At 55.3% G+C, this 21,736-nt stretch carries 19 protein-coding genes and 1 pseudogene; 14 read left to right on the top strand and 6 right to left on the bottom strand.

Going from position 1 to position 21,736, the window contains the following annotated elements:
• Nucleotides 1-1,413, bottom strand: coding sequence for a deoxyribodipyrimidine photo-lyase (gene phrB, locus SK47_RS05770; protein ID WP_022650613.1), 1,413 nt, complete (start codon nucleotides 1,411-1,413; stop codon nucleotides 1-3).
• 598 nt (nucleotides 1,414-2,011) lie between these two features.
• Nucleotides 2,012-2,218, bottom strand: coding sequence for a YbfA family protein (locus tag SK47_RS05765; RefSeq protein WP_003858637.1), 207 nt, complete (start codon nucleotides 2,216-2,218; stop codon nucleotides 2,012-2,014).
• Between the two features lie 310 nt (nucleotides 2,219-2,528).
• Between SK47_RS05765 and kdpF the strand changes: the two genes are divergently transcribed.
• The 9 genes from kdpF to potE all read left to right on the top strand — a co-directional run bounded on the left by kdpF (nucleotide 2,529) and on the right by potE (nucleotide 14,461).
• Nucleotides 2,529-2,618 (top strand): K(+)-transporting ATPase subunit F, encoded by a 90-nt coding sequence (gene kdpF, locus SK47_RS23645; protein ID WP_003858638.1) that lies wholly within the window; start codon nucleotides 2,529-2,531, stop codon nucleotides 2,616-2,618.
• Nucleotides 2,618-4,297: a potassium-transporting ATPase subunit KdpA gene (kdpA, locus tag SK47_RS05755; protein WP_048243626.1), complete on the top strand. Its 1,680-nt coding sequence runs from the start codon at nucleotides 2,618-2,620 to the stop codon at nucleotides 4,295-4,297. The genes kdpF and kdpA overlap by 1 nt, the downstream gene beginning before the upstream one ends.
• A gap of 18 nt (nucleotides 4,298-4,315) precedes the next feature.
• The gene (gene kdpB / locus SK47_RS05750; protein ID WP_022650611.1) at nucleotides 4,316-6,364 is read left to right on the top strand and encodes a potassium-transporting ATPase subunit KdpB; all 2,049 of its coding nucleotides are present in this window, start codon (nucleotides 4,316-4,318) and stop codon (nucleotides 6,362-6,364) included.
• Between the two features lie 12 nt (nucleotides 6,365-6,376).
• Nucleotides 6,377-6,952: a potassium-transporting ATPase subunit KdpC gene (gene kdpC / locus SK47_RS05745; RefSeq protein ID WP_003858641.1), complete on the top strand. Its 576-nt coding sequence runs from the start codon at nucleotides 6,377-6,379 to the stop codon at nucleotides 6,950-6,952.
• Nucleotides 6,953-9,640 carry a two-component system sensor histidine kinase KdpD gene (gene kdpD, locus SK47_RS05740; protein ID WP_048243625.1) on the top strand — a complete coding sequence of 896 codons (2,688 nt, stop codon included), beginning with the start codon at nucleotides 6,953-6,955 and terminating at the stop codon, nucleotides 9,638-9,640.
• Nucleotides 9,637-10,314, top strand: a complete 678-nt coding sequence (gene kdpE, locus SK47_RS05735) for a two-component system response regulator KdpE (RefSeq protein WP_003858643.1) — start codon at nucleotides 9,637-9,639, stop codon at nucleotides 10,312-10,314. The genes kdpD and kdpE overlap by 4 nt, the downstream gene beginning before the upstream one ends.
• A 277-nt stretch (nucleotides 10,315-10,591) precedes the next feature.
• On the top strand, nucleotides 10,592-10,696 hold the full coding sequence (speFL, locus tag SK47_RS22940) for a leader peptide SpeFL (protein ID WP_003858645.1): 105 nt from the start codon (nucleotides 10,592-10,594) through the stop codon (nucleotides 10,694-10,696).
• Between the two features lie 256 nt (nucleotides 10,697-10,952).
• On the top strand, nucleotides 10,953-13,151 hold the full coding sequence (gene speF / locus SK47_RS05730; RefSeq protein WP_022650609.1) for an ornithine decarboxylase SpeF: 2,199 nt from the start codon (nucleotides 10,953-10,955) through the stop codon (nucleotides 13,149-13,151).
• The gene (gene potE / locus SK47_RS05725) at nucleotides 13,148-14,461 is read left to right on the top strand and encodes a putrescine-ornithine antiporter (protein WP_003858648.1); all 1,314 of its coding nucleotides are present in this window, start codon (nucleotides 13,148-13,150) and stop codon (nucleotides 14,459-14,461) included. The genes speF and potE overlap by 4 nt, the downstream gene beginning before the upstream one ends.
• Nucleotides 14,462-14,564: 103 nt before the next feature.
• Here potE and pgm read toward each other — a convergent pair whose 3' ends face one another.
• Both pgm and seqA read right to left on the bottom strand, forming a co-directional pair.
• On the bottom strand, nucleotides 14,565-16,205 hold the full coding sequence (pgm, locus tag SK47_RS05720; RefSeq protein WP_023315638.1) for a phosphoglucomutase (alpha-D-glucose-1,6-bisphosphate-dependent): 1,641 nt from the start codon (nucleotides 16,203-16,205) through the stop codon (nucleotides 14,565-14,567).
• A gap of 24 nt (nucleotides 16,206-16,229) precedes the next feature.
• Nucleotides 16,230-16,775 (bottom strand): replication initiation negative regulator SeqA, encoded by a 546-nt coding sequence (gene seqA, locus SK47_RS05715; RefSeq protein WP_003858650.1) that lies wholly within the window; start codon nucleotides 16,773-16,775, stop codon nucleotides 16,230-16,232.
• Nucleotides 16,776-16,958: 183 nt separating this feature from the next.
• Between seqA and ybfF the strand changes: the two genes are divergently transcribed.
• From ybfF to fur, 4 genes are all read left to right on the top strand, one after another.
• A complete protein-coding gene (ybfF, locus tag SK47_RS05710; RefSeq protein ID WP_003858651.1) occupies nucleotides 16,959-17,732 on the top strand; it encodes an esterase in 774 nt (257 codons plus the stop codon).
• A gap of 128 nt (nucleotides 17,733-17,860) precedes the next feature.
• Nucleotides 17,861-18,148, top strand: a complete 288-nt coding sequence (gene ybfE / locus SK47_RS05705) for a LexA regulated protein (RefSeq protein ID WP_003858652.1) — start codon at nucleotides 17,861-17,863, stop codon at nucleotides 18,146-18,148.
• Between the two features lie 155 nt (nucleotides 18,149-18,303).
• Complete coding sequence (gene fldA, locus SK47_RS05700; protein ID WP_003858653.1) at nucleotides 18,304-18,834, top strand: flavodoxin FldA; 531 nt, start codon at nucleotides 18,304-18,306, stop codon at nucleotides 18,832-18,834.
• Nucleotides 18,835-19,125: 291 nt separating this feature from the next.
• A complete protein-coding gene (gene fur / locus SK47_RS05695) occupies nucleotides 19,126-19,572 on the top strand; it encodes a ferric iron uptake transcriptional regulator (RefSeq protein WP_003858655.1) in 447 nt (148 codons plus the stop codon).
• A 91-nt stretch (nucleotides 19,573-19,663) separates the two neighbouring features.
• On the opposite strand, the gene chiQ is transcribed toward fur, so the two are convergent.
• Nucleotides 19,664-19,990, bottom strand: a complete 327-nt coding sequence (gene chiQ / locus SK47_RS05690; protein WP_048245037.1) for a ChiQ/YbfN family lipoprotein — start codon at nucleotides 19,988-19,990, stop codon at nucleotides 19,664-19,666.
• A 47-nt stretch (nucleotides 19,991-20,037) separates the two neighbouring features.
• Nucleotides 20,038-21,435: a chitoporin ChiP gene (gene chiP, locus SK47_RS05685; protein ID WP_048243623.1), complete on the bottom strand. Its 1,398-nt coding sequence runs from the start codon at nucleotides 21,433-21,435 to the stop codon at nucleotides 20,038-20,040.
• Nucleotides 21,436-21,561: 126 nt separating this feature from the next.
• Here chiP and SK47_RS24445 point away from each other — a divergent pair.
• Nucleotides 21,562-21,630: pseudogene (locus tag SK47_RS24445) on the top strand (hypothetical protein); the annotation flags it as partial.
• Nucleotides 21,631-21,736 lie beyond the last annotated feature (106 nt).

Raw genomic sequence — 21,736 nt, 5'->3', positions numbered from 1 at the left:
TCAAACTTTTCGGGCGGCTTCGTACGCCGCCAGCGTGGCGACGCGCGCCTGTTTATGGTCGACAATGGGACGGGGATAGTTCAGGGTAACACGCTGTTTATCCGCCCATACCCAGGGTTCATGAATGGCTTTGGCCGGGACATCCTTAAGCTCAGGCAGCCAGCGGCGGATAAACTCGCCGTCGGCGTCAAATCGTTGTCCCTGCGTGGTCGGATTGAAGATCCGAAAATAGGGAGCCGCATCCGTTCCGGTGGAGGCCGCCCACTGCCAGCCGCCGTTATTCGCCGCCAGATCGCCATCGATCAGCTGAGAGATAAAATAACGCTCTCCGGTTCGCCAGTCGATAAGCAGATCCTTCACCAGGAAGCTGGCGGTAATCATACGCAGACGGTTATGCATCCACCCGGTTTCATTGAGCTGCCGCATAGCTGCATCAACAATCGGGAAGCCGGTAAGCCCATGCTGCCATGCCTTAAGCAGCTTCTCATTCGACTGCCACTGTACCTGTTCGGTCCAACGAATAAAGGGCCGATGTTTACACAAATCAGGATGATACGTCATCAGATGTCGATAGAACTCACGCCAGATCAGTTCGTTCAGCCACACTGCGCCCGCCCCCCCGTCTAACGCCTGAGGCTGTTCCGCCAGCAGGCGATGTAAACACTGGCGCGGAGAGAGCGCGCCCAGCGCTAGACAGGCCGACAAGCGGCTGGTGCCTTCAATCGCTGGAAAATCCCGACGCGCCTCGTACTCAACCGCCCCCTGCGCGCAGAACTGACGCAACCGGGCGATAGCCGCTTTCTCGCTGGCGGGGAATACTGTTTCATCGAACGACTGCTGGGGATAATTCAGCCTGATCGCCGGCAGATCCGTTATCGTTTCCCCTCTCACGGACGGGGCGGTAACGCACTCAGGTAGTCCCTCTTTCAGGCGTTTGATAAAGGCATTTTTAAACGGCGTGAAAACTTTATACATCTCGTGACTGCCGGTCATTACGCTGCCAGGCGCGAGCATCACGCTGTCATCAAAGCCTTCACAGACCACGCCCGCAAGGGATTTCTCCAGCTGACGATCCCGCTGCTGCTCGTTGAATTCATACTGATAGTTGTAATAAAGATGCGTTACTGCGTACTGCTGGCAGATTGCCTGCACCGTCTGACGCTGAGCGGCAAAATCATGGGCCTCTTTATAGATCAGCGGAATGCCTTTTTCGGCCAGTGAATGTTGCAGGTCATTCAGATACGCGCTGAGCAGTGCCGCTTGCCGGGGCGCCATGTCATGCTGCCGCCACTGTTCAGGCGTGGCGATAAACAGGGCCAGCACATTCGCGTCTTTAGCGCGGCAGGCCGCCGCGAGAGCGAAGTTGTCGTGAATGCGTAAATCCGCGCGAAACCAAACCAGATGGGTGGGCATAAAACTCCTGGCAATTGTCCATTATGTCCGTAAGGGCATGCCGTAAAAGGAAAAAGGCATGCATTGAACTACTTTGCCATGAAGTGTAGACGGGATGAAATAAAAAAGGCCGCCCGAGGCGGCCTTAACGCTACTTGTCCTGCACTATCGGGGTAAAGGCAATAAACACATCCGGTTTATCACTCTTTACAACGAGTGCGCTGGCGACAATGAACGCAATGCATAAATAGCGTTTCACTATGCGGTCCCTGCTGCTAACCGCTCCACCTATCACCACCGGTGATAAATCGGTGGACACAAGCCCGGGTAGGCGGGCTGCTTTACGGCTATGGATACATCTTTCCCAGGACCGATGCCCATTTGCGAGATGGCGGAAAGGGACGTGGCATCATAATTAACACCAACGCCAAAAGTAAGTTATTTCAGTAAAATTAGGAATTTATAAAGGTGAAGTGGATTGCGAACTTTTTAAAGAAGGGTATGATAAAAATCCCGGGTAGGGGCTGCAAGATTACCCAACGGACCGCGAATCCCGAGGGACAAAAAAACCGCCACTTTGCTGTAGGCGGTTTTTTTATGGCTAAGATGTCACACCGTATCAGTAGAAATCGCAGGTTGCTTTCTCGGCCTGATCCATCCACACCGGCTTCTCGCTGGTTTTCGCCCAGACGCGATGCAGGTAACTGTAGAAACGTGCGCGATCTTTCCAGAACAGCATCACCGGCAGGGCCAGCACGCCAGCCACAACGGCGAAAGTGCGACGCATGAAAATGATATGAGCCGGAAACTCTTTATAAAGATCCATATTTTTCTCCCCTGTAGTTGGCCGGAAACCGTCTCCGGAAAATGTGAAATCTGTGACCTGGTTAAAATAATACCGCTTTGTTTGTAATTTTACTACTCATCCGACCACTTATTTTCATCCATTTCGTGAATATTTACATTCATGCCTGTAATTAAGTTACAAAAAAGTTAACGATTTACTTACCAATAGTTAAATTGTGGCTTTTCCCTTTTTTATACTTTTTTTACACCTGCCCTTCTGATTTTTGCGAAATCTTTGCGCCACAAATCCTACCGTTTGTACAACAACAAAAGTCACCCGGAGGTGGAGTGTGAGTGCAGGTCTGATTGCCGGCATCGTGCTGGTGTTCCTGTTATTGGGTTATCTGATTTATGCCCTGATTAATGCGGAGGCATTCTGATGGCTGCTCAGGCGTTTTTGCTTATTGCCAGCTTTTTACTGGTACTGTTTGTGCTCGCCAGGCCGCTGGGAACAGCGCTGGCGCGGCTGATAAACAACGTGCCATTGCCGGGCACGCGAAATATTGAAAATGTGCTCTGGCGCATTTCAGGTATCAGCGACCGGGAAATGAACTGGCGCCAATACCTGATGGCGATACTGCTTCTGAATATCGTGGGGCTTATTGCCCTCTTTACGCTGCTAATACTCCAGGGCAGTCTGCCGTTGAACCCGCAGCATTTACCGGGGTTATCCTGGCATCTGGCGCTGAACACGGCGGTCAGCTTTGTCACCAACACCAACTGGCAGTCTTACGCCGGTGAAACCACGCTCAGCTACTTCAGCCAGATGGCCGGGTTAACCGTGCAGAACTTTCTTTCTGCGGCCAGCGGTATCGCGGTGATCTTCGCCCTGACGCGCGCGTTTGCCCGTCAGAATGTCAGCACTCTCGGCAACGCCTGGGTTGATGTCACACGCATCACCCTTTGGATCCTGGTGCCTGTTGCGCTGATTATTGCCCTGTTCTTTATTCAGCAAGGCACTCTGCAAAACCTGCTGCCTTATACCCCTTTCACCTCGCTTGAAGGGGCCAGGGAACTCCTGCCAATGGGGCCGGTGGCGTCGCAGGAAGCAATCAAGATGCTGGGCACCAATGGGGGCGGCTTCTTCAACGCCAATTCATCGCATCCATTTGAAAACCCAACGGCGTTAACCAATTTTGTACAGATGCTGACGATCTTCCTGATCCCCACCGCGCTCTGCTTCGCCTTTGGCGATGTAGTTAACGATCGCCGCCAGGGTCGTACGCTGCTGTGGGCCATGTCGTTAATCTTCGTGGTCTGCGTAGCACTGGTGATGTGGGCCGAATGGAACGGCAACAGCCACTTCATGCAGCTGGGGGCTAACAGCAATATCAACCTGGAAGGCAAAGAGAGCCGCTTCGGCATTCTTGCCAGCAGCCTCTATGCGGTGGTCACCACGGCGGCCTCCTGCGGGGCGGTGAACGCCATGCATGACTCTTTCACCACGCTCGGCGGCATGATCCCGATGTGGCTGATGCAGATTGGCGAGGTAGTTTTCGGTGGGGTCGGTTCGGGGCTGTACGGCATGCTGTTGTTCGTCCTGCTCGCCGTGTTTATCGCCGGGCTGATGATCGGCCGCACGCCGGAATATCTCGGCAAAAAAATCGACGTCCGCGAAATGAAATTAACCGCGCTGGCGATCCTGGTCACCCCCGCCCTTGTGCTGCTCGGTACCGCGCTGGCGCTGATGACCGACGCCGGGCGCAGCGGCATCTTTAACCCGGGCATTCACGGCTTTAGCGAAGTGCTTTACGCCGTTTCGTCTGCCGCAAACAACAACGGCAGCGCCTTTGCAGGGTTAAGCGCCAACTCACCGTTCTGGAACTGTCTGCTGGCGTTCTGCATGTTCGTCGGTCGTTTCGGCGTGATTATTCCCGTCATGGCGATCGCCGGAACACTGGTGAATAAGAAGATCCAGCCGACCACCACCGGTACGTTACCGACTCACGGCGCGCTGTTCGTCGGCCTGCTGATTGGCACCGTTCTGCTGGTAGGTGCCCTGACCTTTATCCCCGCCCTCGCGTTAGGCCCGGTTGCGGAATATCTCTCTTTACGCTGATTTTGCGGAGAATTTTTCATGAGTCGTAAACAACTGGCCCTGCTCGAACCGACCTTAGTTCGTCAGGCCCTCATGGATGCGGTAAAAAAACTGAGCCCGCGCGTCCAGTGGCACAACCCGGTGATGTTTATTGTCTGGACTGGAAGTTTACTCACCACCGTACTGGCGATTGCCATGGGAACGGGACACCTTTTGGGGAATGCAACCTTTACCGGCGCCATCAGCCTGTGGCTGTGGTTTACCGTGCTGTTCGCCAACTTCGCCGAAGCGCTGGCGGAAGGCCGCAGTAAAGCGCAGGCCAACAGTCTGAAAGGGGTCAAAAAAACCGCCTTTGCGCGCAAATTACGCGAACCTAAATACGGCGCGCAGATGGACCACGTACCGGCGGATGAACTGCGTAAAGGTGACGTGGTGCTGGTGGAAGCCGGCGACATCATCCCCTGCGACGGGGAAGTGATTGAGGGCGGCGCGTCGGTAGACGAAAGCGCCATTACCGGGGAATCCGCACCGGTGATCCGTGAGTCGGGCGGAGATTTCGCCTCAGTTACCGGCGGAACGCGCATTCTTTCCGACTGGCTGGTGATCCAGTGCAGCGTTAACCCGGGCGAAACCTTTCTCGACCGGATGATCGCCATGGTGGAAGGCGCGCAGCGTCGTAAAACGCCGAACGAGATCGCTCTGACCATTCTGCTGGTGGCGCTCACCATTGTCTTCCTGCTGGCAACGGCGACCCTGTGGCCTTTCTCCGCCTACGGCGGTACAGCGGTCAGCATCACCGTACTGATCGCCCTGCTGGTCTGTCTGATCCCCACCACTATTGGTGGCCTGCTTTCCGCGATTGGCGTGGCGGGGATGAGCCGGATGCTGGGCGCGAACGTCATCGCCACCAGCGGACGCGCCGTTGAAGCGGCGGGGGACGTAGACGTTCTGCTGCTGGATAAAACCGGGACCATCACCCTGGGCAATCGTCAGGCCTCTGACTTTTTACCTGCTCCCGGCGTGGATGAAAAAACGCTGGCTGACGCGGCGCAGCTTTCCTCGCTGGCTGATGAAACGCCGGAAGGCCGCAGTATCGTGATCCTCGCCAAGCAGCGCTTTAACCTGCGCCAGCGCGACGTACAAAGCTTGCACGCCACGTTCGTTCCCTTCACGGCGCAAACCCGCATGAGCGGCATTAACATTCAGGACCGGATGATCCGTAAAGGGTCCGTTGATGCCATTCGCCGTCATATTGAAGCCAATAATGGACACTTCCCCCCGGAAGTCGACCATCTGGTGGAAAGCGTGGCGCGTCAGGGGGCAACCCCGCTGGTGGTGGCGGAAGGTGCAAGCGTTCTGGGGGTGATCGCTCTGAAGGATATCGTTAAAGGCGGTATAAAAGAGCGTTTCGCCCAGATGCGTAAGATGGGCATTAAAACGGTGATGATCACCGGGGATAACCGTCTGACTGCGGCGGCCATTGCCGCCGAAGCGGGCGTGGATGATTTCCTTTCCGAAGCGACGCCGGAAGCGAAGCTGGCGCTCATTCGCCAGTATCAGGCGGAAGGTCGTCTGGTGGCGATGACCGGCGACGGCACCAACGACGCCCCGGCGCTGGCGCAGGCCGACGTGGCGGTGGCAATGAACTCCGGTACCCAGGCGGCAAAAGAGGCGGGCAACATGGTGGATCTCGACTCGAACCCGACCAAGCTGATCGAGGTGGTGCACATCGGGAAGCAGATGCTGATGACGCGCGGCTCGCTGACCACGTTCAGTATCGCCAACGACGTGGCAAAGTATTTCGCCATCATTCCGGCGGCGTTTGCGGCAACCTACCCGCAGCTAAATGCCCTGAACGTGATGCACCTGCACTCTCCGGCCTCGGCCATTCTGAGCGCGGTGATCTTCAACGCGCTGATTATTGTCTTTCTTATTCCGCTGGCGCTGAAAGGGGTGAGCTATAAGCCGCTGACGGCCGCCGCCATGCTGCGCCGTAACCTGTGGATTTACGGTCTGGGTGGGCTGGTGGTGCCCTTTATTGGGATCAAGGTTATCGACATGTTGCTAACGCTGTTCGGGCTGGTTTAAAAGGTGGATCCAATGACGATGTTACGTCCCGCTATACTGTTGTTTATTCTGCTGTCTCTGATTACCGGCGGGCTTTACCCGCTGATGACTACCGCGCTGGGCCAGTGGTGGTTTCAGGATCAGGCCAACGGCTCGCTGATTATCCAGAACGGTGAAAACCGCGGCTCGCGTCTGATTGGGCAGAACTTTACGGACCCACGCTACTTCCAGGGACGCCCTTCCGCCACTGCGGAAAGCCCGTATAATCCAATGGCCTCCGGCGGCAGCAATCTGGCGGGCAGTAACCCTGACCTGGACAAAGCCATTGCTGAACGCGTTGCCGCCCTGCGCGCTGCGAATCCGCAGGCCAGCCGTGAGGTGCCGGTTGAGCTGGTCACCGCCTCCGCGAGCGGGCTGGATTACAGCCTGACGCCGGACGCGGTGGTCTGGCAGATCCCACGCGTGGCCGCCGCCCGTCAGCTGACCGTCGAGCAGGTGAGCCAGCTGGTTGCAGAACATACGCAAAAGCCGCTGGTCAGCTTCATCGGCATGCCGGTAGTGAACATTGTTGAGCTGAATCTGGCGCTGGATGCGCTAAGGAAGAACTAAATGACCGACGAGCCCATGCGCCCGGATCCGGACAGGCTGCTTGAACAGACGGCTGAAGCCCACCGTGGCAAGCTGAAAATTTTTTTCGGCGCCTGCGCGGGTGTCGGGAAAACCTTCGCCATGCTGATGGAAGCCCAGCGGCTTCGGGCGCAAGGGCTTGATATTCTCATCGGCGTGGTGGAAACCCACGGTCGCAAAGAGACGGCTGCGCTGCTGACGGGGCTGGCGACGCAGCCGCCCCAGCGTATCAGCCATCGCGGGCGGCTGGTCACGGAGTTTGATCTTGATGCCGCCCTTGCCCGCCGCCCTGCCCTGATCCTGATGGACGAACTGGCGCACAGCAATGCGCCAGGCTCCCGCCATCCGAAGCGCTGGCAGGATGTTGAGGAGCTGCTTGAGGCAGGCATTGACGTCTTCACCACGGTGAATGTTCAGCATCTGGAAAGCCTGAACGACGTGGTGAGCGGCGTAACCGGTATCCAGGTGCGGGAAACCGTCCCCGATCCGTTTTTTGATTCTGCCGATGAAGTCGTACTGGTTGACCTGCCGCCGGACGATCTGCGCCAGCGCCTGCATGAAGGCAAAGTGTATATTGCCGGCCAGGCCGAACGCGCCATCGAACATTTTTTCCGCAAAGGAAACCTGATTGCCCTGCGCGAGCTGGCCCTGCGCCGCACCGCCGATCGCGTTGATGACCAGATGCGCGCCTGGCGAGACCTACAGGGACAAGAGCGCGTCTGGCACACGCGGGACGCCATTCTGTTATGCATTGGTCACGGCAGCGGCAACGAAAAACTGGTTCGCACCGCCGCCCGGCTTGCAGCGAAGTTTGGCAGCGTCTGGCACGCGGTCTACGTCGAAACGCCGCAGCTGCATGGCCTGCCGGAAAATCAGCGCCGCGCCATTTTGAGCGCGCTGCGGCTGGCGCAGGAGCTGGGCGCCGAAACCGCAACCCTTTCCGATCCGCAGGAAGATAAAGCCATTCTGCGCTACGCGCGGGAGCACAACCTGGGCAAGATTGTCATTGGACGTCGCCAGCACCGCCGCTGGTTTAGCCGCGAATCTTTTGCCGACAGGCTGGCCCGCCGCGCGCCGGATCTTGATTTAGTCATCGTCGCGCTGGAAGACAAGCCCGCCCCTCTGCCCAACCGCACGCCGGACGTTCGCACCTTTGGCGATAAATGGCGTATTCAGATCCGCGGCTGCCTGGTGGCCGTGGTCCTCTGCGCCCTGATTACGGTGATTGCCAGCCAGTGGCTCATCGCCTTCGACGCCGCCAATCTGGTCATGATTTATCTGCTGGGCGTCGTTGTGGTCGCGCTCTTTTATGGCCGCTGGCCGTCGGTGCTGGCAACGGTGATCAACGTCATCAGCTTCGATCTCTTCTTTATCGCTCCGCGCGGGACGCTTGCTGTCTCGGACGTGCAGTACATTCTGACCTTTGCCGTGATGCTTACCGTCGGGCTGGTGATCGGGAATCTGACGGCAGGCGTGCGCTACCAGGCACGCATTGCCCGCTATCGCGAACAGCGCACGCGCCATCTGTATGAAATGTCAAAATCGCTGGCGGTTGGCCGCACGCAGCGGGATATCGTGCAGACCAGCGAGCAGTTTATCCGTTCGACCTTTCATGCCAGCAACCTGATTTTGCTCCCCGACGAACAGGGGCGCCTTCGCCCGCTGACCTCCCCTTCGGGGATGACGCCCTGGGATGAAGCGATTGCCCGCTGGAGTTTCGATAAGGGGTTACCTGCCGGCGCCGGCACCGACACGCTGCCCGGCGTGCCTTACCAGATCCTGCCGCTGCGCAGCGCGGATAAAAATCACGGGCTGGTCATCGTCGAGCCGTCTAACCTGCGTCAGCTGATGATCCCCGAGCAGCAGCGCCTGCTTGAAACCTTCACCCTGCTGGTCGCCAGCGCCCTTGAACGGCTGGCGCTCACCGCCAGCGAAGAGCAGGCGCGGCTGGCAAGCGAGCGCGAAAGTATTCGCAACTCGCTGCTGGCAGCGCTGTCTCACGATTTGCGCACCCCGCTTACCGTGCTGTTTGGCCAGTCCGAAATTCTGACGCTGGATCTGGCGGCGGAAGGATCAAAGCACGCGATGCAGGCCAGCGAAATTCGCCAGCACGTGCTGAATACCACGCGCCTGGTGAACAACCTGCTGGACATGGCGCGCATTCAGTCCGGCGGGTTTAACCTCAAAAAAGAGTGGCTCACCCTTGAGGAGGTTGTCGGCAGTGCGCTGAAGATGCTGGAGCCGGGTCTCGGCGGGCGCCATATTGAGCTGGACATGCCGGAACCCCTGACGTTAATCCATGTGGATGGCCCGCTGTTTGAGCGCGTGCTGATTAATCTTCTGGAAAATGCCGCTAAATACGCCGGGGCAAAGGCCCGGCTGGGGATTTCTGCCAGGGTGGATAAACGTGTGCTGCGGCTCGACGTCTGGGATAACGGGCCGGGTATTCCGGCCGGTCAGGAGCGCGCCATATTCGAAAAATTTGCGCGCGGTAATAAGGAATCCGCCATTCCTGGCGTTGGGCTGGGGCTGGCGATCTGCCAGGCGATTGTCGACGTGCATGGCGGCACCATTTCCGCAGAGAACCGCCCGGAAGGTGGGGCACGCTTTTGTGTTACACTTCCTCTGGAAAGCCCACCAGAACTTGATGAATTACCAGAGGATTTGTGATTAACGTTCTGATTGTTGAAGATGAGCTCGCTATCAGCCGATTTCTGCGTACCGCGCTGGAAGGCGACGGTTTGCGCGTTCATGAAGCCGGAACGCTTCAACGAGGGTTGATTGAAGCCGCGACCCGCAAGCCAGATCTGGTGATCCTGGATCTGGGACTTCCGGATGGCGACGGCATCGATTTTATTCGTGAGGTGCGTCAGTGGAGCCAGATGCCTATTCTGGTGCTCTCTGCCCGCACCGAAGAGACGGATAAAATCGCCGCGCTGGATGCCGGAGCGGATGATTATCTGATCAAACCGTTTGGCATTGGCGAGTTACAGGCCCGGCTTCGTGTGGCGCTGCGTCGACACAGTGCCACCTCCCCTTCCGACCCGGTGTACGCCTTTGGCGATATCCGCGTCGATCTTGCTGCACGCCGCATCGTAAGAGGAGAAGAAGAGATCCACCTTACGCCTATTGAGTTTCGTCTGCTGGCCGTGCTGCTCAATAACCATGGTAAAGTGTTAACGCAGCGACAGCTGTTAAGCCAGGTCTGGGGGCCGAATGCTGTCGAGCATAGTCACTATTTACGCATTTATATGGGACACCTTCGCCAGAAGCTTGAAGCCGATCCCGCGCGTCCTCGTCATTTATTAACAGAAACCGGTATCGGATATCGGTTTATGATCTGAATAAGTATTCACCTTCATTTTAAATAAAAACTTACCAGCCTGAATATAGCCATGAAAATAACGATGAGATTATTTTCACGGCTATATTCGCCCTCTTTAAACACAATTAAAACATCAATTTAACACCGAACCAACAAAACAGCATTTTGATCTGCGTTATTCACTCAAAACGACTAATTATTTCTGAAATGATCGGTTATTGGTGATCTGTTTCACAGTTAATCCCTTTTTCCTGGATAAAATGACCATGCTTTCAATTACTGAAAGGAAATTGAACATGGAAAACAATAATCGTTTAATGCCCCATATAAGGCGGACAACACATATCATGATGTTTGCCCACCGAAACTGTTTTGACTTTCATCTCTTTAACGCCCGGTAGTCCTTCGACTTCTGGCGCATCTGCTTACAGGTTATCCTGAAACACGCTATTTTACAGGCTGTTGCCTGTGAACACCTGCGCTCATTCCTTGTGATTCAGATTCTCCGCAACCGGGCGGACTGAATTCTACTCAGCAAAAAAGCAATTAACTGATTTCGTATCAGCGGACACGCTTTGCTTTTTTTTTCCGGAAATAATCGATTTCTTTACCGCAAGAAGTCGAGGGCCCCATATTGCCTGAAATAAAGAGATAAAGATGAAAACGTTAAAAATTGCCGTCAGCCGTGCCTGCCCTGAATGCTTTACCACTTCGCGCGACATTGTGGATATCACCGCATCGGATTATATTGATGTGGCAGCCGTGGTTCTGGCCGTCAGCGATATTTTCAATGGCGCCATAGAAGAAATAGAAGCCACGGGATTCGGTATTCCGGTGTTTATTGCCACGCATAAAGAAGAAAGGGTTCCGGCTGAATTTCTGTCGCGTATTCACGGCGTTTTTGAGTACTCCGACACCAGCAATGCGTACTACGGACGCCAGCTTGAAGCGGCTGCGCAGAAGTACGAAACCCAGCTCCGCCCGCCGTTCTTCCGCGCGCTGGTCGATTACGTCCAGCAGGGGAACAGTGCGTTTGACTGCCCCGGACATCAGGGAGGCCAGTTCTTCCGCCGCCATCCGGCCGGAAACCAGTTTGTCGATTTCTTTGGCGAAACGCTTTTCCGCGCCGATCTGTGCAATGCCGACGTGGCAATGGGCGATCTGCTGATCCATGAAGGCGCGCCATGCATCGCCCAACAGCATGCGGCAAAAGTCTTTAATGCGGATAAAACCTACTTCGTGCTGAACGGCACCTCCTCTTCCAACAAAGTGGTGCTCAATGCCCTCCTCACGCCAGGCGATCTGGTGCTGTTCGATCGCAATAACCATAAATCTAATCACCACGGAGCACTGTTACAGGCAGGCGCGACGCCGGTGTATCTGGAAACGGCGCGCAACCCGTACGGGTTTATCGGCGGTATTGACGCACACTGTTTCGACGAGAGTTACCTGCGGGAACTGGTGTCAGAGGTCGCGCCTGGTCGCGCGCGGGATGAACGTCCGTTCCGTCTGGCGGTGATCCAGCTGGGCACCTACGACGGTACCATTTATAACGCCCGTCAGGTGGTGGATAAGATTGGTCACCTGTGCGATTACATTCTGTTTGACTCCGCCTGGGTGGGTTACGAGCAGTTTATCCCGATGATGGCCGACTGCTCGCCGCTGCTGCTGGAGCTGAACGAAAACGATCCGGGCATTCTGGTTACCCAGTCGGTGCATAAGCAGCAGGCGGGCTTCTCGCAAACCTCGCAAATCCATAAGAAGGACAGCCATATAAAAGGCCAGGCGCGCTATGTCCCGCATAAGCGCCTCAACAACGCCTTTATGATGCACGCCTCCACCAGCCCGTTCTATCCGCTGTTTGCCGCCCTGGATATCAACGCCCGCATGCACGAGGGGCAAAGTGGGCGCAACATGTGGATGGACTGCGTGGTGACCGGTATCGAAGCACGGAAACTGATCCTTCAGAACTGTCAGTTTATTCGTCCGTTCGTGCCAGAGACGGTGGATGGCCGTCCATGGGAAAGCTGGGATACGGCAGAGATTGCAACCGATCTGCGCTTCTTCCATTTTGTTCCGGGCGAACGCTGGCACGCCTTTGAGGGATATGCCGAGCATCAGTATTTTATCGATCCCTGCAAACTGCTGCTGACCACGCCAGGCATCAACGCCCGCACCGGCGAGTACGATGATTTCGGCGTGCCCGCCACCATCCTCGCCAACTTCCTGCGTGAAAACGGCATCGTGCCTGAAAAATGCGACCTCAACTCCATTCTCTTCCTGCTCACCCCGGCGGAGGACATGGGCAAATTGCAGCAGCTCGTCGCCCAACTGGTGCGCTTCGAAAAACTGCTCCAGAGCGATGTGCCGCTGAAAGAGGTTCTGCCCTCTCTTTATAAGCAACATCCGGAACGTTATGCGGATTATACCCTGCGTCAGATTTGTCAGGAGATGCACGACCTCTATGCCCGCCATAACGTGAAGCAGCTGCAAAAAGAGATGTTCCGCAGGTCTCACTTCCCGCGCGTCATGATGAACCCGCAGGAGGCGAACTATGCCTATCTGCGCGGTGAGGTCGAGCTGGTGTCCCTGCGCGACGCGGAAGGCCGTATCGCCGCGGAAGGCGCGCTGCCTTACCCACCGGGGGTGTTGTGCGTGGTTCCGGGGGAAGTCTGGGGCGGTTCCGTGCTGCGCTACTTCGCCGCGCTGGAAGACGGGATCAATCTGCTGCCGGGCTTTGCGCCGGAGTTACAGGGGGTTTACGTCGAGGAGTGTGACGGTCGCAAACAGGTGCGCTGCTACGTCATCAAACAACCTGCCGCTCAGCCATCGCTGCTGAAAGGAGAAAAATTATGAGTAAGGCCAACAAGATGGGCGTGGTGCAACTCACTATTCTCACCATGGTGAATATGATGGGTTCGGGGATCATCATGCTGCCCACCAAGCTCGCTGAAGTGGGGACGATTTCGATTATCTCCTGGCTTGTTACCGCCGTGGGTTCGATGGCGCTGGCATGGGCCTTTGCCAAGTGCGGAATGTTCAGCCGCAAGTCCGGCGGGATGGGTGGCTATGCCGAATATGCGTTCGGTAAGTCCGGTAACTTTATGGCGAACTATACCTACGGCGTGTCGCTGCTGATCGCCAACGTGGCGATTGCCATTTCCGCTGTCGGTTACGGCACGGAGCTGTTTGGGGCGACGCTGACCCCGGTGCAGATTGGGCTGGCAACCATCGGCGTGCTGTGGATCTGTACCGTCGCCAACTTTGGCGGCGCGCGCATCACCGGACAACTTAGCAGCATTACCGTCTGGGGCGTGATCATCCCGGTTGTCGGCCTGTGCATCATCGGCTGGTTCTGGTTCAGCCCGACCCTGTACGCCAACTCCTGGAATCCGCATCACGTACCGTTCTTCACTGCCGTGGGATCGTCCATCGCCATGACGCTATGGGCCTTCCTCGGGCTGGAGTCAGCCTGTGCGAATGCGGAAGTGGTGGAAAACCCGGAGAAAAATGTGCCGATCGCGGTACTCGGCGGGACGCTGGGGGCGGCGGTGATCTATATCGTCTCGACCAACGTGATTGCGGGAATTGTGCCCAACATGGATCTGGCCAACTCCACGGCGCCGTTCGGGCTGGCGTTTGCGCAGATGTTTACGCCGGAGGTAGGGAAAGTGATCATGGGACTGATGGTGATGTCCTGCTGCGGCTCGCTGCTGGGCTGGCAGTTCACCATCGCTCAGGTGTTTAAATCCTCGGCTGACGAAGGCTATTTCCCGAAAATCTTCTCCCGCGTGACCAAAGCGGATGCGCCAGTGCAAGGGATGCTGGCGATTGTCATCTTCCAGAGTGGTTTGTCGCTGATGACCATCAGCCCGTCACTGAACAGCCAGTTTAACGTGCTGGTCAACCTGGCGGTGGTGACGAACATCATTCCGTACATTTTGTCGATGGCGGCGCTGGTGATTATTCAGAAGGTGGCGAAGGTTGATCCGCGCAAAGCCCGTGCGGCCAATATTGTGGCGCTGATTGGCGCAATTTACAGCTTCTATGCGCTCTATTCCTCCGGCCAGGAAGCGATGCTGTATGGTGCGATGGTGACCTTTATGGGCTGGACGCTGTACGGTCTGGTGTCGCCGAGATTTGAATTGAAGAACAAGCACAGTTAGGTAAAAGCAAAACGGCAACCCTGAGGTTGCCGTTTTTAGTGTTTTCTCCCTCTCCCCGTGCGAGAGGGCCGGGGTGAGGGCATCAGCCCGCACCAAACACCACTTACGCGTTTTTCAGCACTTCGCTGACAATCTCTACCGCTTCTTTCTCAATCTGCTGACGATGCTCAGCGCCGAGGAAGCTTTCGCAATAGATTTTGTACGCATCTTCCGTACCGGATGGACGCGCGGCGAACCAGCCGTTTTCGGTCATCACCTTCAGGCCGCCGATGGATGCGCCGTTACCCGGTGCCGCCGTCAGACGCGCGGTGATCGGGTCACCTGCCAGGGTGCTGGCGCTGACCATCTCCGGAGAGAGTTTTGACAGAGCTGCTTTTTGCGCAGACGTGGCGCCAGCCTGGATACGGTTATAGCTTGGCGCACCAAAACGTTCCGCCAGCTCGTTGTAATGTTCCTGCGGGTTCTTACCGGTGACCGCGGTGATTTCCGCCGCCAGCAGGCACATGATGATGCCGTCTTTATCGGTTGACCATGGGGTGCCGTCGAAGCGCAGGAAGGATGCCCCCGCGCTCTCTTCACCGCCAAAGCCGAAGCTGCCGTCGTGCAGACCGTCAACAAACCACTTGAAGCCCACCGGCACTTCCACCAGCTTGCGGCCCAGCGCATCGACCACACGGTCAATCATGGCGGAAGAGACCAGCGTTTTACCCACCGCGACCTCTTTGCCCCACTGCGGACGGTGCTGGAAGAGATAATTAATGGCCACAGCCAGGTAGTGGTTCGGGTTCATCAGCCCAGCCGGGGTGACGATACCGTGACGGTCGTAGTCCGGGTCGTTAGCAAACGCCAGATCGAACTTGTCGCGCAGCGCCAGCAGGCCAGCCATTGCGCATTCGGAGGAGCAGTCCATACGGATCGCGCCGTCTTTGTCCAGGTGCATAAAGCGGAAGGTCTGATCGACGTGATCGTTCACGATGGTCAGATCCAGCTTGTAGTGCTCGGCAATGCGTTTCCAGTATTCAATACCGGAGCCGCCCAGTGGATCCACGCCCAGCTTCAGACCGGCTTTCTGGATAGCGGCCATATCGACGATATCCGCCAGCCCTTCCACGAACGGCTGAACCAGATCCTGCTCTTTCACATGGCCGGAGGCCATGGCTTCATCCAGTGAGATACGCTTCACGCCGCTCAGACCGTTAGCCAGTAACGCGTTGGCGCGATCTTCCACCACTTTCGTGACGTTGGTATCCGCCGGGCCACCGTTTGGTGGGTTGTACTTGATGCCGCCATCTTCCGGTGGGTTGTGGGACGGGGTGATCACAATGCCGTCAGCCTGCGCGCCACCTTTTTTGTTGTGTACCAGAATAGCGTTAGACACCGCAGGCGTTGGCGTGAAACCGTTGTTCTCCTGAACAATCACGTCTACGCCGTTCGCCGCCAGCACTTCCAGCACGGAGATAAAAGCAGGTTCAGACAGGGCGTGGGTATCTTTCCCTACATAGCACGGACCGGTGACGCCATTTTTGGCGCGCTCTTCCGCGATGGCCTGAGCAATGGCCAGAATGTGCGGTTCGTTAAAGCTGTGGCGCGCCGCGCTGCCGCGGTGGCCAGATGTACCAAACTTCACTGCGTGTTCTGCGTTGCCCACCACCGGTTTCAGCACGTAGTACTGCGCGGTCAGTTGAGCGACGTTAATCAAATCGCGTTGTTGCGCAGGTTGTCCTGCACGGCTGTGATTTGCCATTGCCTGGTCCTTCTGATGCAAGGGTTAAATTGTACCGCAAACCTTTTCGATCAATTCCGCCGGGAACTGCATGGACTGCATGATATGTTCGATCATGCTGCACTTGCGGCCCGTATTGGTATTGGTGATCACCCAGTATGGCGTACCGGGAACGTGTTTGGGTTTGGTTTGGTTGCCATTTTGCAGCAAGGTCTGCTCGTCGCCTGCGAAATAAACGCGCGTGCGACCGTGCAGCGACTCTGTCGCTTCTGCAAATGCGTTGTTATCCAGTGAGTAAAGTGTAGACAGCACCAGCATAAAGCGGTTAACGGCCTTTTTCTGCTCGGCATATTCATCGGACAGCAGCAGCTCGCGCATCGCGCGCACTTTGTCCTTTGCCGGCATGACGGCAGGTTTTACTTGTGCAACAACGCTCGGCTGAGACACGACATCTTTAGTGACAGGAGTGGGCTGTGAGGCGGCGGAAATTTTAAGCATGCGCCGTAAAATGTCGGACGCGCTCTCCCCAATATGCCGCGTCTGGCTGGCAATATACTGATAGAGTTCGTCATCAACTTCGATTGTTTTCATCTTAATCCAGTGCGATATCTTATCTGAATACAAGTCGTTGAGATTATAAGGTCAAATCCCAACAGCGGATAGCGTCAAACCAGGTTGGCGGCAAAAGTCAGATTAAACTGGATCCTTGCCCCCGGGCGGCAGAATGGTCAACATGATACCCTAACCTGACAAACCTAAAAAAAGAACTTTGCCATGAAATTGAATACCCGAGCGCAAACTGCACAATCGCCGAACAATAATTCTCCCATCGTACTGGTTCACGGCCTGTTTGGTAGCCTGGATAATCTGGGTGTGCTGGCGCGCGATTTAGTGACCGATCACGAGATCCTCCAGGTTGATATGCGCAATCACGGTCTTTCAGGGCGCTCGGAGGAGATGACATACGCAGCCATGGCGCAGGATCTGCGGGACACCCTCGATGCGAATAATATTCAGAAAGCGACGCTTATCGGGCATTCAATGGGCGGTAAAGCGGTGATGGCGCTCACTGCGCTGGCACCTGAGCGAATTTCCGGGCTGGTGGTCATCGACGTTGCGCCCGTCAATTACGACGTTCGCCGTCACGATGAGATTTTTGCCGCCATCAATGCGGTCACCGAAGCGGGTGTCGCAACCCGCCAACAGGCGGCTGCCGTTATGCGCGAGCATCTTGATGAAGAAGGCGTGGTCCAGTTCCTGCTGAAATCGTTTGTTGACGGGCAATGGCGCTTTAACGTCCCGGTGCTGTGGGATCAGTATTCGCATATTGTGGGCTGGGAAGCCGTCCCCGCCTGGCCGCACCCTACCCTTTTTATTCGCGGCGGCAACTCCCCTTACGTCACTGACGCGTACCGTGACGCGCTGCTGGCGCAATTCCCGCAGGCTCGCGCTCACGTCATTGCGGGTGCCGGGCACTGGGTCCACGCGGAAAAACCGGATGCCGTCCTGCGCGCCATTCGCCGCTATCTTACTGATACAGCGAATTGATTAAAAAGCCAGCGACCGGAAGACGACGGGCTTCCAGTCGTTGGCGTGTGGATTTGGGTGATGTATGATGGCGCGCTTATCGCCCGGACATTAGCAGGGCGGCGTGTTTCCCCCGAAGTCTCAGAATCATGGCCAAAGAACAAACGGACCGTACGACACTAGATCTGTTCGCGAATGAGCGTCGACCGGGACGACCGAAAACGAATCCGCTTTCGCGCGATGAACAGCTGCGTATCAATAAACGCAACCAGCTTAAACGCGATAAAAATCGTGGGCTTAAGCGTGTCGAACTGAAGCTGAATGCCGATGCCGTCGATGCGCTTAACGAGTTAGCTGACGCGCGCAACATCAGCCGCAGCGAACTGATCGAAGAGATGCTGATCGCCCAGCTTGAGACGTTACGCGGCAAGGCGTGAGTCAGAAAATCCCCAATATTACCTTTTTCATGTAGCACAGAGTGCAGTCCTGCGTGATAGCTGTTTCCGCAGGGTTGCCTGTTCTGCTATTATTGCCCTTATCCGTGGACAATTTGCGCCACCATACCATTAAGTTTCAAGAGGTTATTTTACTCATGGCAATCATCGGCATTTTCTTTGGCAGTGATACCGGCAATACTGAAAATATCGCAAAAAACATTCAAAAACAGCTCGGTAAAGACGTTGCTGATGTGCATGACATCGCCAAGAGCAGCAAAGAAGATCTCGAGGGCTATGACATCCTGCTGCTGGGCATCCCCACCTGGTACTACGGTGAAGCACAGTGTGACTGGGACGATTTCTTCCCGACGCTGGAAGAAGTAGACTTCAACGGCAAGCTGGTTGCCCTGTTTGGCTGTGGCGATCAGGAAGACTATGCTGAGTATTTCTGTGATGCGCTGGGCACTATTCGCGACATCATTGAGCCACGCGGTGCGGCGATCGTCGGTCACTGGCCAACGGCGGGTTACCATTTCGAAGCTTCCAAAGGTCTGGCAGATGACGATCACTTCGTTGGCCTGGCCATTGATGAAGACCGTCAGCCAGAGCTGACCGCTGAGCGTGTAGAAAAATGGGTTAAGCAGGTTCGTGAAGAGCTGAACCTGGACGATATCCTTAACGCCTGATATCCCTGCGGCGCAACTCCGGTTGCGCCCGTTTTCCAGGTAAAACCGATTAAATTAATTGCTACAAACTTTTAACTTTTTCGCCCAGACCTGTACAATATCCCCCTGGTAAAAAGTGGGTGCCATCGAACAAGTTTGTTGGTGATACCACGTTTTTATAAGCATACTTTGCTTGAGACTTGCAGTTTTCATTTAGCCATGGCAGTTCTATAATGAGACGCATTATCCCAAGTGCATTTTCTGTCACTTCTTCTTTTGAAGTGAATCGTTTAGCAACAGGACAGATTCCGCATGACTGACAACAATACCGCATTAAAGAAAGCTGGCCTGAAAGTAACGCTTCCTCGGTTAAAAATCCTTGAAGTGCTTCAGGGGCCAGACAATCACCATGTCAGTGCGGAAGACCTTTATAAGCGTCTTATCGATATGGGTGAAGAGATTGGGCTGGCAACCGTCTATCGTGTGCTGAACCAGTTTGATGACGCGGGCATTGTTACTCGTCATAATTTCGAAGGCGGTAAATCCGTGTTCGAGCTGACTCAGCAGCACCACCACGATCACCTGATCTGCCTCGATTGTGGCAAGGTCATTGAATTTAGCGATGATTCCATTGAATCGCGCCAGCGTGAAATCGCCGCCCGTCATGGCATCCGCCTGACCAACCACAGCCTGTACCTGTACGGTCACTGTGCTGAAGGTGATTGCCGCGAAAATGAACATGCGCACGACGCAAAATAAGTGAGTGTTCATACTCTGAGCCAGCCGTGAGGTTGGCTTTTTTTTGCCTGAAAAAAGCCCGGTGACGCTGCGCCACCGGGCGTAAAGCAACTTATTTATTGTTATTGCGTATCTCGTTCCAGATCTTATCGCAACGCTTCGCCACTTCCTGATCGTTACCGGTTTTCCGCGCCTGGATACAGGCCTGGTAATCCATCACGCGAACATTTTCCTGCGTCGCAAACTGCACATGCGCTTTCTCTTTTTTCAGCACATTCAGCACGCTCTGACAGGCTTCAATTTTCTCCGGCGATCCTTCGGCAGTATTAATACAGGCGCTATACGCCTCCTTCAGACGGGAGTCTTCTTTCTGCGCCTGATCATGCGCACACGCCACCAGCCCCGATGCCAGCAGCGCAACGATTACCATTTTTTTCATCATATGCAGTCTCCATGCTGGCGGGATCTCGCCCGCCAGCGTGTTCATCAGAAGATGGTAAATGGCGCAATGACCATGAATTTCACGTCACGTTCATCCTGGAAGATGTTGCCGTAGCCGCCCGCGTAGCTCGGGATATCGGAGTGGTTGTCATACTGGGTGAAGTGCAGTTTGAACATCGTGCCTTTCGCACGGCCCTCCTGAAGGGTGTAAATCGCATCCAGGCTGTATGAAGACTCTTTCAGACGGTAGTTTGGATCGTAGTAGGCGTCTGGCGTAGCCATATCCGCTGGCTTCGCATCCCAGGCGTAAGCGTGGGACGCGCCCACAGCCCAGCCAGGCAGGTTCCAGTTCTTCAGGTCATACATTGCGCCGAAGAAAACTGCCTTTTCGCCGTCGGCGTTGAAGTCAGAGCGGTTATCCCACCAGATATCCAGACGACCATTGGAAGAGGCGTAGGTTGGGGTCATACGTTGCAGGAAGTAGCCCTGCTGCCCTTCTGCCTTGACCCATGTTCCCTCCAGACGCAAATCAACCTGACCTACCTTGTAGCCGAAGGTCAGCGCCTGTAACCACGCGGTGCCGTCATAGATATCATTTACGCTGCCATCACTGACCTTGTCGCGCGTACCGTAGAACTGATAGCTGGTGCTCAGCGGGCTACCCGCGATATCAAATTTGTAGCTGGCTTTAGCAAAGTACTGATCGATATAGCCTTCAGCCTGACCAAATGCAGCTTCCAGCACCAGATCGTTTTTAAAGTCGTACTTCGCTCCCAGCGAGTGGAGATAATCAACTTTGGTTTTTTTATCGTTCTGATAGAACTTGTCCATCTCAATGTGCCACGGCGCTTTGTACTCGTTGGTCCACATATAGGAGAAGCTCAACGCCCCCGCATCGCCGTAGTCAAAATTAGCACCGGCTTCCGCCCCCTGATAGGTGCCTGGCATAAAGCTCCAGTGCGGCGCTAACAGCGTCTGACCGGTTGGCTGGATATAACCTCCGCGCGCCCAGACCGGACCATATTTGAATTTTGCAGCCGCTTTATACAGGCTGATTCCGCTTTTATCGCCGGACCAGTCTTCGTCGTAGGCTTTATTGCTGGAGGAGAACGCAATTTCGTTCGGATGGCCGCTGTCGCCATTTTCGGCCATTTCAATTGCGGTGAACGCTGCAATATCGATCCCGAACATATCGGCGGCATATCCCGACTGGAAATCAAGGTTGGCGTTCCAGGTCGAGTGAGAAAGGTTGGTTTTGTATTTATCTTCAGTGACGTCTTTACGGTCACGCTCACGCTGCCAGTAATAAATACCGCCCGTGAGGGTGGAATCTTCGATGAAACCTGCTGCTTTTGCCTCTGGCGCAACCACCAGGCCCGACATTGCTGTCACACCGGCGATAGCCAGCGCCAGCGCACTACGTTTGCCACTGAACGTACGCATAGATTATTCCTCTTTGACGAATTAAAACGCCTTAAACGGCGAAAAACAGAAAAGACCAAGTGGTCAGGGGTAGTCAGAAATACCCTCGAATTAACTACCGTCTTTAGGTTATTTTTCGCGACGCGAATTATCAATGCTTTTAATCAGGCAAAAGTCAGGATTATGACGAAGAGCACATATTTCGTAGTGCTTTGTAACATTTACCGGGAAGCGAGTACTGGCGGGGGAATGCGCTAATTTTCAGTAAGTAACATTGATATTGTGAATATATTTTTCAGTGTTTCTGTTTTTGGAAAACAAC

This window comes from Enterobacter sp. BWH52 (genome assembly GCF_001037565.1).
Taxonomy (GTDB): Bacteria; Pseudomonadota; Gammaproteobacteria; order Enterobacterales; family Enterobacteriaceae; genus Enterobacter; species Enterobacter hormaechei_C.
Note: the sequence above shows the minus strand (reverse complement) of the source record. Positions and strands in the feature narration are given on the sequence as shown.